At 29.6% G+C, this 13,380-nt stretch carries 14 protein-coding genes; 5 read left to right on the forward strand and 9 right to left on the reverse strand.

All coding sequences use genetic code 11. The features are described 5' to 3' along the window. Nucleotides 1-72: 72 nt before the first annotated feature. Entirely contained in the window at nt 73-738 is a 666-nt protein-coding gene (locus tag HALO113_RS15970; protein ID WP_159780117.1) for a hypothetical protein, read from the forward strand. A gap of 44 nt (nt 739-782) precedes the next feature. Here the strand turns inward: HALO113_RS15970 and trpS are convergent, their stop codons facing one another. After that, the gene (trpS, locus tag HALO113_RS15975; protein WP_159780119.1) at nt 783-1,751 is read right to left on the reverse strand and encodes a tryptophan--tRNA ligase; all 969 of its coding nucleotides are present in this window, start codon (nt 1,749-1,751) and stop codon (nt 783-785) included. 258 nt (nt 1,752-2,009) lie between these two features. Here trpS and HALO113_RS15980 point away from each other — a divergent pair, with 258 nt between their 5' ends. After that, nucleotides 2,010-2,753, forward strand: coding sequence for a 1-acyl-sn-glycerol-3-phosphate acyltransferase (locus HALO113_RS15980; RefSeq protein ID WP_159780121.1), 744 nt, complete (start codon nt 2,010-2,012; stop codon nt 2,751-2,753). A 7-nt stretch (nt 2,754-2,760) separates the two neighbouring features. Here HALO113_RS15980 and HALO113_RS15985 read toward each other — a convergent pair whose 3' ends face one another. Together HALO113_RS15985 and HALO113_RS15990 are read right to left on the reverse strand one after the other, a co-directional pair. Next, nucleotides 2,761-3,798 (reverse strand): glycosyltransferase family 9 protein, encoded by a 1,038-nt coding sequence (locus HALO113_RS15985; RefSeq protein ID WP_159780123.1) that lies wholly within the window; start codon nt 3,796-3,798, stop codon nt 2,761-2,763. A 10-nt stretch (nt 3,799-3,808) separates the two neighbouring features. After that, nucleotides 3,809-4,414, reverse strand: a complete 606-nt coding sequence (locus HALO113_RS15990) for a DUF4254 domain-containing protein (RefSeq protein WP_159780125.1) — start codon at nt 4,412-4,414, stop codon at nt 3,809-3,811. Nucleotides 4,415-4,487: 73 nt separating this feature from the next. Between HALO113_RS15990 and upp the strand changes: the two genes are divergently transcribed. Then, complete coding sequence (gene upp / locus HALO113_RS15995) at nt 4,488-5,141, forward strand: uracil phosphoribosyltransferase (protein WP_159780127.1); 654 nt, start codon at nt 4,488-4,490, stop codon at nt 5,139-5,141. On the opposite strand, the gene HALO113_RS16000 is transcribed toward upp, so the two are convergent. Continuing rightward, nucleotides 5,136-6,062, reverse strand: a complete 927-nt coding sequence (locus tag HALO113_RS16000; protein WP_159780129.1) for a DUF6427 family protein — start codon at nt 6,060-6,062, stop codon at nt 5,136-5,138. The two genes, upp and HALO113_RS16000, sit on opposite strands and share 6 nt — an antisense overlap. 46 nt (nt 6,063-6,108) lie before the next feature. On the opposite strand from HALO113_RS16000, the gene HALO113_RS16005 reads away from it, so the two are divergent. Next, entirely contained in the window at nt 6,109-6,339 is a 231-nt protein-coding gene (locus HALO113_RS16005; protein WP_159780131.1) for a uracil phosphoribosyltransferase, read from the forward strand. A gap of 27 nt (nt 6,340-6,366) precedes the next feature. Here the strand turns inward: HALO113_RS16005 and purD are convergent, their stop codons facing one another. Then, nucleotides 6,367-7,638: a phosphoribosylamine--glycine ligase gene (gene purD / locus HALO113_RS16010; RefSeq protein WP_159780133.1), complete on the reverse strand. Its 1,272-nt coding sequence runs from the start codon at nt 7,636-7,638 to the stop codon at nt 6,367-6,369. A gap of 114 nt (nt 7,639-7,752) precedes the next feature. On the opposite strand from purD, the gene HALO113_RS16015 reads away from it, so the two are divergent. Next, complete coding sequence (locus tag HALO113_RS16015; protein WP_159780135.1) at nt 7,753-9,063, forward strand: phenylacetate--CoA ligase family protein; 1,311 nt, start codon at nt 7,753-7,755, stop codon at nt 9,061-9,063. Here the strand turns inward: HALO113_RS16015 and HALO113_RS16020 are convergent. The 4 genes from HALO113_RS16020 to HALO113_RS16035 form a co-directional block, all read right to left on the reverse strand. Then, a complete protein-coding gene (locus HALO113_RS16020; RefSeq protein WP_159780137.1) occupies nt 9,060-9,812 on the reverse strand; it encodes a glycosyltransferase family 2 protein in 753 nt (250 codons plus the stop codon). The two genes, HALO113_RS16015 and HALO113_RS16020, sit on opposite strands and share 4 nt — an antisense overlap. After that, nucleotides 9,812-11,164: an undecaprenyl-phosphate glucose phosphotransferase gene (locus HALO113_RS16025; RefSeq protein WP_159780139.1), complete on the reverse strand. Its 1,353-nt coding sequence runs from the start codon at nt 11,162-11,164 to the stop codon at nt 9,812-9,814. The genes HALO113_RS16020 and HALO113_RS16025 overlap by 1 nt, the downstream gene beginning before the upstream one ends. Beyond that, the gene (locus HALO113_RS16030; RefSeq protein WP_159780141.1) at nt 11,165-12,148 is read right to left on the reverse strand and encodes a UDP-glucuronic acid decarboxylase family protein; all 984 of its coding nucleotides are present in this window, start codon (nt 12,146-12,148) and stop codon (nt 11,165-11,167) included. It abuts the gene before it with no gap. Further along, on the reverse strand, nt 12,148-13,380 hold a 1,233-nt coding region (locus tag HALO113_RS16035; RefSeq protein WP_236554767.1), incomplete at its 5' end, for an O-antigen ligase family protein. The genes HALO113_RS16030 and HALO113_RS16035, both read right to left, overlap by 1 nt.

Below are 13,380 nucleotides of genomic sequence, written 5' to 3' on the forward strand. Positions count from 1 at the left end.
TGCTGAACTCCTTTTAGCATCTCACAAATTAGGCTTAATATTTGAAGTACCTTTTCTTATTAATTTTGTGTTATGAGAAAAGGTACTTTTATTTTAATACTATCCTTGTTTTTTATCAATTGTAAAGAAAAGACAAAATCAATAGATAAAACCTACGAACAACTAGAAGCAGAAGTATTGTGCGATGTGTTGCCTAATATAATTAAAGATTATTACAAAAAACAACCTGTATTTCTACCTCCACCGTATGAAACACATAGTAAAATCATTTCCAAAAAGGAATTAGATAGTATAAATACTGTTAATGCAAAAGAATGGCTAAGGACAAACAATGAAATTCAAAAATATAGGTCTAATTTTATAAAACTAATACCTCAACATAAAAAAGTAACCTTTGGAATAGTTGACTCATTATGGGAGATTTCTTCAGATGAAATTAAAGGAACAGAAAACTATTTCTTCTCTCTATATGATTCTTTAGGTACAAGAGCAGTTTATAATCGTGATTTTTTGAATTGCTCTGTAAATATTAAAACAATTCCTGTTGATTCCATTTTTGAAGGAGAAGTTAGAAATAATAATGGTTTAGCAGTTATTAGTTTAAGTAGGGTTTTAATAGACAAACCACAAGAAAACGCTTACTTAGAGGTTTTTGACTATTTTAATCGAAAAAAAGTTTCTTGTTTTTATTCAAATAAAAAAAAGAAATGGGTTATAAAGGAAATCATAAAGGAATAAAAAAAGCAGCTCGATTGAGCTGCTTTTCTATATCTCATATTTTCTTAATACCCTAATTTCTCTCTTACTCTTCCTAAAACACCATTGGCAACCACACTTGCTTTAGCAGCACCTTCTTTTAATAAAGCATCCACTTCATCTAAATTATTGATGTAATAATTATATTTCTCTCGAACGGTTGCAAATTTTTCTACAATCAAGTCAAACAACGCTTGTTTCGCATGACCGTAACCGTAATTCCCTCCTAAATAATTAGCACGCATCACTTCTGTTTGTTCTGGGGTTGCTAATAACTTATATAAAGCAAAACAATTGCACGTATCTGGATTTTTCGGTTCTTCTAGAGGAGTACTATCCGTTTGAATAGACATAATTTGCTTACGCAAAGCTTTGTCATCTAAAAAAATATTGATGGTGTTATTTCTAGACTTACTCATTTTATGACCATCTGTACCTGGAATCAACATGGTGTTATCATCAATTTTGGCATCTGGCAATACAAAAGTTTCTCCCATTTGATGATTAAAACGGGAAGCTACATCTCTTGTTATTTCTAAGTGTTGCAACTGATCTTTTCCTACCGGCACCACTTCTGCATCATATAATAAAATATCGGCAGCCATTAACATAGGATAGGTAAACAATCCTGCATTTACATCTTCTAATCTGTCGGCTTTATCTTTAAAAGAATGGGCCAAGGTTAATCTCTGAAAGGGAAAAAAACAACTCAAATACCAAGACAACTCAGCGGTTTGGGGCACATCAGATTGTCTGTAAAAAACAACTTTATTAGTATCCAATCCACAAGCAAGCCAAGCAGCAGCAGTACTATAGGTGTTTGCTCGCAAGGTTTTTCCGTCTTTTATTTGTGTAATCGAATGTAAATCGGCAATAAATAGAAACGGTTCATTAGCTGGATTATTCGCCATTTCAATTGCTGGTAAAATGGCACCTAATAAATTTCCTAAGTGTGGAGTTCCTGTACTTTGAACGCCAGTTAAAATTTTTGACATTTTTTTCTTGTTGTTTGTCGCAAAAATACCACTTTTACAGAAATGGGAAAAGGTTATTTCTAAAAGGTTGAATAATATTGTTATTTTTGAGAGAATTTTAAAAAAGACCCATTGTTTGAGTCTACTCCTGATAGTAGTGGTATCCTGTTATTGCGAAACTGATTATCTTTGTTAGATTGCATCGTTCCTCGCAATGACAGATAAAACGAATAGCAGGAAAATGATGGAAACAATACCCTAACGTTTGGTTTTAAAAATATGAAGATACTAAAATATGCTTTTTGGATGGTATGGCACATTTGGTTTTACCTTTTGGTAATTGTTCCCATTCTAATTCTTTTTCCAATATTATTTCTAACCATTTTAAGTGAAAAAACCTATCCTCAATTTTTCTTTTTAGCTCGTTTTTGGGCGAAACTTATTTTTTATGGAATGGGTTTTTATCGTAAAGTGGAATACCAACAAAAATTAGTAAAAGGAGAAAGTTATATGCTAGTAGCCAATCATACTTCTATGACCGATATTATGTTGATGCTTTTAGTAGTAAAAAAGAATCCTTTTGTTTTTGTTGGTAAAAAAGAATTGGCTAAAATTCCTGTTTTTGGTTTCTTTTTCAAACGCGTTTGCATTATGGTAGATCGAAGCAGTAGTAAAAGTCGTTTTAAAGTCTTTGAATTGGCACAAAAACGATTACATCAAGGATTGAGTATTTGTATTTTTCCTGAAGGTGGTGTTCCTGATGATGAAAGTATTGTTTTAGATGAATTTAAAGACGGAGCTTTTCGTTTGGCAATCGAACATCAAATTCCTATTGTACCAATGACTTTTATAGATAATAAAAAACGTTTTCCTTTTCGATTTTTTAGTGGCACAACAGGTCGTATGCGTGTAAAAGTGCATCCTTTTATTGAAACCAAAGGCTTAACTTTAGATCATAAGGTAGCCTTGAAGGAACAAACAAGAGCTGTTATTCTAAACGAATTGGAAAAACACTATAAATAACAGTTTTCTATAATACACTTTCTATTTTAGAGGTAACCGTTTCTGGAGGAATGGTTCTCATTACGTCTTCGTATCCTGCAACTTTTTTATTTCCGTAAACCGAAGTGGGCAACAGTGGAAATTGGGTTCTGTCTGCAGTAATACAAAAATCATCGGGCTGATGAAAGGGTTTAAAACCAGCGTAAGGATGGGTAGCGCCCCAAAGCGTAATGACTTTAATGCCTAACATAGCTGCAATATGTGCATTCCCAGAATCCATAGAAAGCATCACATCTAAATTAGAAATTACCTTAAGTTCTTGTTCCAAAGTTAGTTTTCCTGCCAAAACAATGACATTAGAATAATTCGTTTTTAATTGTTCCAATAACTGAATTTCTTTTGCTCCACCTCCAAAAAGATAGATGTTGTAGTGAGAATGAGAGGCTAATTGTTGGATTACTTCTTGCATCAAATCAAAAGGATAAACTTTGCTTTCATATTGTGCAAAAGGGGCAATTCCAATATTTTTTTTATGGGTATCAAAGGGTACTTTTTCAAGAATTGCTTCCGATACAATTGCTTTTTCAGGAAATAGAACTAGACACAAGTCCATTGGAAAACCTAATTTTTGAAAAGTATCTGCATGATTTTGAAACATGGTTTTCCCAGGAGTGAAAATCTTATTTTCTAATCGGGTTAATTCTTTTTTAGCTTTCCTACCTTTATCAGTTGCTGTCACTTTTTTTCGAGAAAGAAAAAACAAGGTGCGAATTATTTTGGAACGCAACACATTGTGCAAATCAGCGACAGCATCTATGTTCAACTTTTGTAAATCGAAAAACAAGCGTAACAATCCTAGGAATCCTTTATGTCGCTTTTTTAAATCGACTCCAAAGAAACTTACATTCGGTATATCTTGAAAAAAGGGTTGAAAAAAAGGGCGTGAAACTACAGTTACAGAATGTTCAGGGTATTGCATAGAAAAAGCTCTCAACACAGGAACTGTCATGGCAACATCACCCATGGCTGAGAGCCTTATTACTAAAATATGTTTTGGTTTAGACATCTAGCGATGACTATTTTTTATTTTGGTATAAAACAGGATTTAATTCCTCGTCGTTATACATTTTCATTTGTTTGTAAACTTTCATGTATTTGTCTCCATTTTCAATATCTTCAATCAATTGACTAATGGAAGTAAACATATCGTTTTTTTGGTCTAACAAAACATTCAATTTTTCTTGACATTTTGCTCTATGTTCTGGAGTTGCTTCTGCTCTTGTAGCTTCTTCATTCATGTGATAAATTTTCAACGCTAAAATGGAAAGTCTATCAATGGCCCAAGCCGGACTTTCTGTATTGATTTTTGCTTCCGCTTTTACTTGAACATTTGCATATTTTTGAAGAAAATAACTGTCAATATATTCTACCATATCGGTACGTACTTGATTCGAAGCATCAATTTTTCTTTTTAAATCTAAAGCTGCAACAGGATCTATTTGTGGGTCACGAATAATATCTTCATAATGCCATTGCACCGTGTCTACCCAGTTTTTTGCATACAATAAGTACTCAATAGTTCCTTTTTCATATGGATTTTGTACGGGTTGATACACATCATTAATAACGTGATAATCGTTAATAGCACGCTCAAATATGGGAAATGCAAATTCTGCAAACATGATTATAATTTTTAAATTTCTACAAAAATAAGGTTTTTTTGTACTTTTAACCTGAAATTTAAAAACTAATCCAATGCATATTCATTATATTTCAGAAGAAAACAGCATTTTAAATCACTTTTTAGCTCAAATTAGAGACATTTCAATCCAGAAAGACAGCATGCGTTTTCGTAAAAATATAGAGCGCATAGGTGAAATTATGGCCTATGAATTGAGTAAAACATTGGAATACAAACCCATTCAAGTACAAACACCTTTGGGAATTAAAAATACAACCCAAATCTCTGATAAAATTGTTTTATGTTCGATTTTAAGGGCTGGTTTAGCGCTTCATACGGGCTTTATGAATATATTCGATGATGCAGACAATGGTTTTGTTTCGGCATACCGATTCCACCCTAATAATGATGACGCATTTGAAATACGTGTAGAATATCAAGCGGCTCCTAACTTAGAAAATAAAACCCTTATCTTGATTGATCCCATGTTAGCTACTGGACAATCTATTGTTGCGGTGTTACATAAGTTGCATTTAGAACAAAAACCAAAAGAAATTCATCTTGCTGTTGCAATTGCTGCTCCTGAAGGCATTCAATATTTACAAGAAAACTTACCAGAAAATGTACATTTATGGGTAGCTGCTTTAGACGAAAAACTGAATGAAAAAAATTATATCATTCCAGGCTTAGGTGATGCGGGTGATTTAGCTTATGGTATCAAATTATAATTGGCAAACGAAAAAGAAAATTGCGAAAAAACATAAAATATACAATGTTCCTTCTTTAAGTATTTTATTTTCTTGGTTTTCGATAAAATTAGAACCTAAAATAGCTAAAGGTGCTAAAGTAAAAACTAAACAACTATTATTTTTTTCAGCAGAAAGCACATATATAGCAATACCTAATAAAAAAGAAAAAATAATCTTTTTATAGGATGTTTTCATATTCATGGGTTTAGAACTTAGAGTCATTAACATAAAAATAAAAAATAAAAAAGCTATAGATGTAAAAACAGCCAAGGCTATATTCTGATAAATATTTTCAAAGTAGGTGAAATCAAAACTTATATATGATTTATTAAAGACATCTTCTAATAATTGATTTTGACTAAAAATATTAAAGATAAAAAACAATATAATTACGCTAAATAGGGCTATCCAAGGAATAATCCAATTTCTATAATCTCTAGACACATGCAGTATAATTGATATAAAAACTAAAAGAATATATACTATACTCCAAAAATGAAATAATGCTGCTAAAAAAATCCAGAAAGAAGCGTCAAAAATTTTTTCTTTTGTGTTTTTCATTGATTTCAAAGAAATTAACCTTCTCAGTGAGAGTAACAATAAAAAATTTGAAATTAAAATACTCTTATTTTTAAAAATGGTGGGAAAAAAAAGTAAAAAGATAAAAAAGAATAAAATTGTATAAGAATTATTTCTAGATAAGTCATTCTTCAAAGCAATAAAATTGACCAAGAAACAAGATCCAACTATGGTAGCAAAATAAAAAATGCCATAGAGAATTCCTTGCCAACCTAGAAAAGTTTGCTGTGAAATAGAGTAAGATATAAAGGCCATTAAAAGCAATGCGCCAATAATTACATAATTAAAAGGTCTTGTTTTATTAAAAATACTTGCTAACATCAGGATATTTTATACTTTTGTAGTGTAAATATAATACATTATTAAAATGAAATCATTTTTTGAAGGAATTGGTACTCTTTTTACTGATTATTTGTTCTTACCTTATGACTTTTTTAGAAAAATGGAAATAACAAATTGGTGGGGTGCAAACATTATAAACTGGATATTTATTGTTATTTGTTGTGCTGCTATGGTGTATTGGGTAAAACAGTTAAATCTTCATAAAGCAAACAATGAAGATGTTCAAGATACAACTGCACATTCCTTTTTAAAATAAAATTCCCCTTTAAAAGAGGAACTTTATTTATAAGTCAAAGCCAATATCTTTACGATAATACATCTTATCAAATTGTAGTTTTGCTATACTTTGATAAGATTTTTTTATGGCTTCTTGAAAATCATTTCCATAAGAAGTTACAGCCAATACTCTTCCACCATTTGTAACAACTGTTCCATTATCTAGTTTCGTTCCCGCATGAAAAACCAAAGAATCAGTAATGGTTTCTATTCCAGTAATTTCATATCCTTTTTCATAATCTTCAGGATAACCACCCGAAACCATCATAATTGTTGTAGCGGCTCTCTCATCAATTTCTAAAGTAATTTTTTCTAATTCTTGTGCATGCATTGCTTCAAAAATAGCAACTAAATCGCTTTTTAATCTTGGCATAACCACTTCTGTTTCAGGATCTCCCATTCGCACGTTATATTCGATTACCATTGGTTCTCCTTTTACATTGATTAGACCAATAAAAACAAACCCTTTATAATCAATAGTATCTTTTTGTAACCCTTCAATAGTAGGTTTTACAATTCTAGTTTCAATTTTATCTAATAATATTTGATCTGCAAAAGGCACTGGTGAAACAGCTCCCATTCCTCCTGTATTTAAACCGGTATCACCTTCTCCAATGCGTTTGTAATCTTTCGCTGTAGGTAATATTTTATAACTTTTACCATCGGTTAAAACAAAGCAACTTAATTCAATTCCATCCAAAAATTCTTCTATAACAACCTTAGAGGAAGCTTGTCCAAATTTAGCATCTACTAACATACTTCTTAATTCGTTTTGAGCTTCAGCTAAATCTTGCAAAATTAGAACCCCTTTTCCTGCTGCTAAGCCATCAGCTTTTAACACATAAGGAGGTTGCAAGGTTTCTAAAAAAGCACATCCTTTTTCCACAGTAGCAGCTGTAAAGCTTTCGTATTTAGCTGTTGGAATATTATTTTTAACTAAAAACTCCTTAGCAAACTCTTTACTGCCTTCTAATTGTGCGCCAATTTTAGAAGGTCCAATAACAGGAATATCATTTAATTCACTTTCGTTTTTAAAATAATCATAGATTCCATTTACCAAAGGATCTTCTGGTCCTACAACCACCATATCTACTTTTTCTTGCAAAACAAATTGTTTTACAGCATCAAAGTCATTAGGGCTAATTGAAATGTTTTTTGCGATTGTTGCTGTACCTGCATTTCCAGGAGCTACAAATAAAGAAGAACATTTTGGACTTTGTAACATTTTCCAAGCCAAAGCGTGTTCGCGTCCTCCCGAACCTAAAAGTAATATTGTCATTTTGTTGTGTTGTTATTTTGGCAAAAATACGTTTTCTAAAGAAGAAAGAAAAAAGAAGAAAGAAAAAAGAATTTTGTTTCTTACAGTTTTTATATTTTTGAGAAAATTAATCCTATGTTTCCTCTTTTTGAATTGACATTAAAAATAAATGGTTTTCCTATACAAAAAGCAAAAGAAGATTTTGTTTCCATTTTAAAAATTAAAGATGAAGATTATCATAAATATATTGAGGAAAAACGAAAAGAAATCGTTGATTTTCATCTTAAAAATAATGTTTTTTATCAAAATTTAGTAGGTCAAAATCAGTTCAACAAGTGGGAAGACTTACCCATAATAACTAAAAAAGATTTGCAACAACCTTTATCGGAAAGACTTTCAAAAACATACTCTGAAAAAACTGTTTTTGTGAATAAAACGTCTGGTTCAAGTGGTGATCCCTTTATTTTTGCAAAAGATAAAGAAGCACATGCTTTAACTTGGGCTTCTATAATTTATCGATTTGGCTGGTATAATATAAACTTTAACACCTCTTATCAGGCTCGGTTCTATGGTATTCCTTTAGATTTTTTGGGGTACCAAAAAGAACGTCTTAAAGATCTTTTAAGTAAACGCTATCGGTTTCCAATTTTTGATTTATCAGATGCTGTTTTAGAAAAAATAGTACACCATTTCAAACAAAAAAAATTTGATTATATTAACGGTTATACCAGCTCTATTGTATTATTTGCTAAATTCTTAAAAAAGAAAAACATCATTTTAAAAGATATTTGCCCTTCATTACAAGTTTGCATGGTAACTTCAGAAATGTTGTTTGATACCGATAAACAATTATTAGAAACACAGTTTGGTATTCCAATCGTTAATGAATATGGTGCATCTGAATTGGATTTGATTGCATTTCAAAACATACAAGGAGAATGGCAAGTAAATAGTGAAACTTTATTTGTTGAAATTGTAGATGAAAACAATCGACCTGTACCTTATGGCACAGAAGGAAAAATTGTAATTACTTCCTTATATAACAAAGCACATCCTTTTATTCGCTATGATATAGGTGATAGAGGTATTTTAGATGAAAAAAGTACCTGGAAAAAGCCCATTTTAAAACAACTTTTAGGAAGAACCAATGATATTGCTATTCTACCTAGTGGAAAGACTTCACCGGGTCTTACTTTTTATTATGTTACCAAAAGCATTATTGAAGACGATGGTAATGTAAAAGAATTTATTATTCGTCAAACTAAAACAGACACTTTTGAAATCGATTATGTAAGTAATTTGGAACTTACACCCCAACAAATAGCGGAAATTGAAAAGGCCATCTCTAAATATTTAGAGCCCAATTTAAAGTTTACCTATCACCGAAAAGAAGTGTTACAACGTAGTAAGCGAGGTAAATTGAAGCAATTTGAATCGTTACTCTAATTACGATATTTCATAAAACCGCGATACATCCAATGAAGCATATAATAAGTAGCTTGCAATAGATTTAATTGTTCTACTTCTCTGTAAAACTGCCATTGGTACTTAATTAAATCTGATTTTTTTCTTGACAAAGAATTTTCTCTAATTCTATATATAGCTTGAGATTCTTGAATACCATACGCAAAAGGAATTATTTTTAAATACTGCAACCATAATCCCATATCTTGACGTTTACGAATTAAAGGCATAAATTTTTTTCCTAAACTTTTTATATCAACAAAAGCGGTTAAGCAACTAATAGCATTTGATTTTAGAATATCAGTATAAGTTACTTTTTTAGGAACAATAAAATCAGAGTAAATAAATTCTAAAGCTTCATTAGCACGTTTATAAGAAGAAAAAACAAAGGGAACATTTTGTTCTTTTATTGTTTTTATACTATTTTCAATAAATGCGGGAAACCATATATCATCTGCATCTATAAATGTCATAAAATCACCTTTTGCTTTTTCAATAGCAGTATTTCTAGCAACCGCTGGTCCTGAGTTTTTATCCAATTTATAAAATTGAATTCGTTTATCATTTTCAATTATCGAAGCAACAATGTTTTCTGTTTCGTCTGAAGAACCATCGTCTACAATAATCATTTCCCAATTTAAATAGGTTTGATTTTGTACAGAAGCAATGGTTTCAGCAATATAATTAGCGGAATTAAATGTGGGTGTTATAATCGAAACTAAAGCTTTCATTAATAGGCTTTTTCTTCTCCTTTGATTGCGTTTAATACTGTAGAAAAAATAATTTTTATATCTAATAAAACAGACCAATTTTCAATATAAAAAATATCATATTTAACCCTGTTTATAATTTGTCTGTTATTTTCTACTTCTCCCCTAAAACCATTGGTTTGTGCAAGACCCGTAATACCTGGTTTGATAAAATGTCTCACCATAAATTTATCCACACTTTTAGCATACATTTCTGTATGGCTAACCATATGCGGTCGAGGTCCCACTACGGACATATCACCTAATAAAACATTAAAAAATTGTGGTAATTCATCTAAACTTGTTTTTCTTAATATAGCACCTAATCTCGTAACTCTAGGGTCATTTTTTTGAACTTGTTCAATGTCAGCAATTGGATTAACATGCATTGATCTGAATTTATAACAATAAAATTCTTCATAATTTAATCCATTCCTTTTTTGTTTAAAAAATATTGGGCCTTTAGACTCTAGTTTTATTAATAATGCTACTAATGGCATCAGCCAAGATAAAATTAGAAGAATAATTAAAAGTGAAAAAGTGATATCAAAGACTCTTTTTATAATTTGATTAGAGCGTTTATCTAAAGGAATATTTCTTAAAGAAACGATAGGTATATAATCATAGTAATCTAATATTAAGTTTCTCGATAAAACATTTTTATTATCAGGTAATAATTTTAATTTTTTTAAATTATTATCCGTAAAATCAACAAAAAGATTTAATTCATTATTACTTAAACTAGAAATTGAACAATAAATCTCATCAATCCTTTCTTTTAATGCAAAATCAAAACAATCACTAAAATTGTCTTTTTTTCCTTCTTTAACATCTATAACTTTTTCTAATTTGTAACCATAATCTGGATTTTCATTAAAAAAATGAATTAATTTTTCTACTTGTTTTCCATGTCCAACAATTATAACTCTTCTGAAGTTTCCTCCAAAAGTTACTCTAAATCTTCTTAAAAAGAAATAAATTGCGAATTTTTCAAGAGAAACAAATATTAAAGATAATGATATAAATTTTATCATCTGAGATGGCTCAGAAAACTTGTAAAAAAAACCAAGATATGCAAAATTGAAAATCAAAAAAAACAAATATTGTTTAATTAGTTTACCTAAAATTTGAAACTCTTTTGTAAATCGATAAACTTCATAAAAAGCAACATTAGAAGAAATAATCATCCAAGATAAAGATAAAAATGTGTGATATCCAAAATTATTCAATTGAGGAGGAAGATAATAAAACGCAAGTAAGTTAACAATCAACAAGTCTACTACATAAGAAAATGGCCTAATGTAACTTGAATATCTTCCTGTTTTTGGTGACATTTAATAAATGTATTTGGTAAAATCTTTATGTTCTTCTTTTGCTAATTCTTCTGGAGAAAGAGATTTAAAATATTCATAAGTTATTTTCATACCTTCTTCTCTTCCAACTTTTGGTTCCCATCCTAAAATTTCTTTAGCCTTTGTAATGTCGGGTTGCCTTTGTAAAGGATCATTTATAGGTAAGTCTCTGTAAACAATTTTTTGATTAGTACCTGTTAACTTCATAATTTCTTCTGCAAAATCTTTGATAGTAATTTCATCTGGATTTCCAATATTAACGGGTAAATTATAATCTGAGTGTAACAATCTCCAAATGCCTTCTACTTGATCATCCACATAACAAAAAGAACGCGTTTGACTACCATCACCAAAAACGGTTAAATCTTCTCCACGTAAGGCTTGACCAATAAATGCTGGGATAACTCGTCCATCATTAAGTCTCATTCTTGGTCCGTATGTATTAAATATTCTTACAATTCTTGTCTCTACCCCATGAAAAGTATGATAAGCCATAGTAATTGATTCTTGAAAACGTTTGGCTTCATCATAAACACCTCTTGGACCAATAGTATTAACGTTCCCATAATATTCTTCTGTTTGAGGGTGAACTAATGGATCTCCATAAATTTCAGAAGTAGATGCAATTAAAATACGGGCTTTCTTGACTCGTGCTAACCCTAATAAATTATGTGTTCCTAAGGAGCCAACCTTTAATGTTTGAATGGGAATTTTTAAATAATCTATAGGACTTGCAGGAGAAGCAAAATGTAAAATATAGTCTAATTCTCCTGGTATATGTACAAATTTAGTAATATCGTGATGATAAAATTCAAAGTTTTTTTCCTTAAAAAGATGTTCAATATTTTTTAAATCTCCTGTTATTAAATTGTCCATTCCAATTACAAAATAATCTTCATTTAAAAAACGATCACAAAGATGAGAACCCAAAAAACCAGCCGCACCTGTAATTAATACCCTTTTCATTATTTTTTTATTAGTTTAGATTGTAACATAAAAAGACAATAAAAAGTAATAAAAAAAACTACTCCTCTTTGTCTCCATAAAAATGATTCGGTCAAAAATAAGCTTATCATTAGAATTGTGAAAGAAATATGATTAAAATCTTTAAATTTTATTGCTTTTTTTAATGAGAAATATAGCATACTTAATAAAAGTAAAAAACCAATAAAACCTAACTCTGCGAAAATTTGAAGATATTGGTTATGGAAATTTTTATTCTGATATCCTTCCATTTCTTCATTACCTTGAAAAACATTATGCTTTTTACTTTTTTCAACTATTTTTATTTGTGAGGCGTTAAGTCCAAAACCTTTCCAAAAAATTGGATTTTCTTGTAATAATTCATTAAATACCCTCGTTTGATAAACTCTAAAAGCCATTGCTGGAAAAAAATCTTTTTGTGAAAAAACTTCATTATTCCAAGCTTCATATAATGTAACTCTATTTGAAAAAATTGATGATTCATTAATTACATTATGACCAATTCCTTTTTGGGTATTATTTTTAAATTCATTTTCAAGAAATGTTGCAATTTTATTGTAAAATAAAAAACCTAAAATTAAACTTGAAAATATTAACAAATTTCTCAATCTCATTCTGTTTGATGATCTTGAAAAAAAAAGGTAATAAATACAACATAACAAAAATGTTGTAAATAAGACAATTGTAGAATTTAATAAAATTAAAAACAACAATAAAATTATTGAATAAATTATTTCCTTTTTGTTCTTTTTTTGCTTTTGAATAGATAATAAAAAGGCCAAGGAAATAAATAATGAAACATGAACCGCATTAAGTTCTTTAGGCACTAAACCAAAATCATTATTATAATCTCCATGAAAGAAAAAAACAGATGTTGTTTTAAAATAAATACCTCTAATAATTGCTCTAATTAAAAAAAAAAATGAAAACAATACAGAAATAAAAACGTATTTTAAAAGTACTTTTTCTTTAAATTTTATTATGTATTCATGTTTAAATATAAAAAATAATGGAATGACAAATAAAAATAATTGTCTTGGAACACCTTTTATAGAAGCAATTGAATCTATACTCCAAAAAAAAGAAGCTAAAATCCATAAAAAAAGAGAAATTGGAATTAATAAACTAAAATTCTTTTGAAACTTTACTTTTTTAAAATCAAAAATCAAAATAATTATATTTGATATTAGCATTAAATTACTAATATATAATGG

Origin of the sequence: Flavobacterium sp. 9AF, assembly GCF_902506265.1 — a bacterium.
GTDB lineage: Bacteria > Bacteroidota > Bacteroidia > Flavobacteriales > Flavobacteriaceae > Flavobacterium.

Coding starts and splice junctions, on each gene's coding strand:
- HALO113_RS15970 (WP_159780117.1), top strand. CDS start 73: ATGAGAAAAGGTACTTTTATTTTAATACTATCCTTGTTTTTTATCAAT.
- trpS (WP_159780119.1), bottom strand. CDS start 1,751: ATGTCAAAAATTTTAACTGGCGTTCAAAGTACAGGAACTCCACACTTA.
- HALO113_RS15980 (WP_159780121.1), top strand. CDS start 2,010: ATGAAGATACTAAAATATGCTTTTTGGATGGTATGGCACATTTGGTTT.
- HALO113_RS15985 (WP_159780123.1), bottom strand. CDS start 3,798: ATGTCTAAACCAAAACATATTTTAGTAATAAGGCTCTCAGCCATGGGT.
- HALO113_RS15990 (WP_159780125.1), bottom strand. CDS start 4,414: ATGTTTGCAGAATTTGCATTTCCCATATTTGAGCGTGCTATTAACGAT.
- upp (WP_159780127.1), top strand. CDS start 4,488: ATGCATATTCATTATATTTCAGAAGAAAACAGCATTTTAAATCACTTT.
- HALO113_RS16000 (WP_159780129.1), bottom strand. CDS start 6,062: ATGTTAGCAAGTATTTTTAATAAAACAAGACCTTTTAATTATGTAATT.
- HALO113_RS16005 (WP_159780131.1), top strand. CDS start 6,109: ATGAAATCATTTTTTGAAGGAATTGGTACTCTTTTTACTGATTATTTG.
- purD (WP_159780133.1), bottom strand. CDS start 7,638: ATGACAATATTACTTTTAGGTTCGGGAGGACGCGAACACGCTTTGGCT.
- HALO113_RS16015 (WP_159780135.1), top strand. CDS start 7,753: ATGTTTCCTCTTTTTGAATTGACATTAAAAATAAATGGTTTTCCTATA.
- HALO113_RS16020 (WP_159780137.1), bottom strand. CDS start 9,812: ATGAAAGCTTTAGTTTCGATTATAACACCCACATTTAATTCCGCTAAT.
- HALO113_RS16025 (WP_159780139.1), bottom strand. CDS start 11,164: ATGTCACCAAAAACAGGAAGATATTCAAGTTACATTAGGCCATTTTCT.
- HALO113_RS16030 (WP_159780141.1), bottom strand. CDS start 12,148: ATGAAAAGGGTATTAATTACAGGTGCGGCTGGTTTTTTGGGTTCTCAT.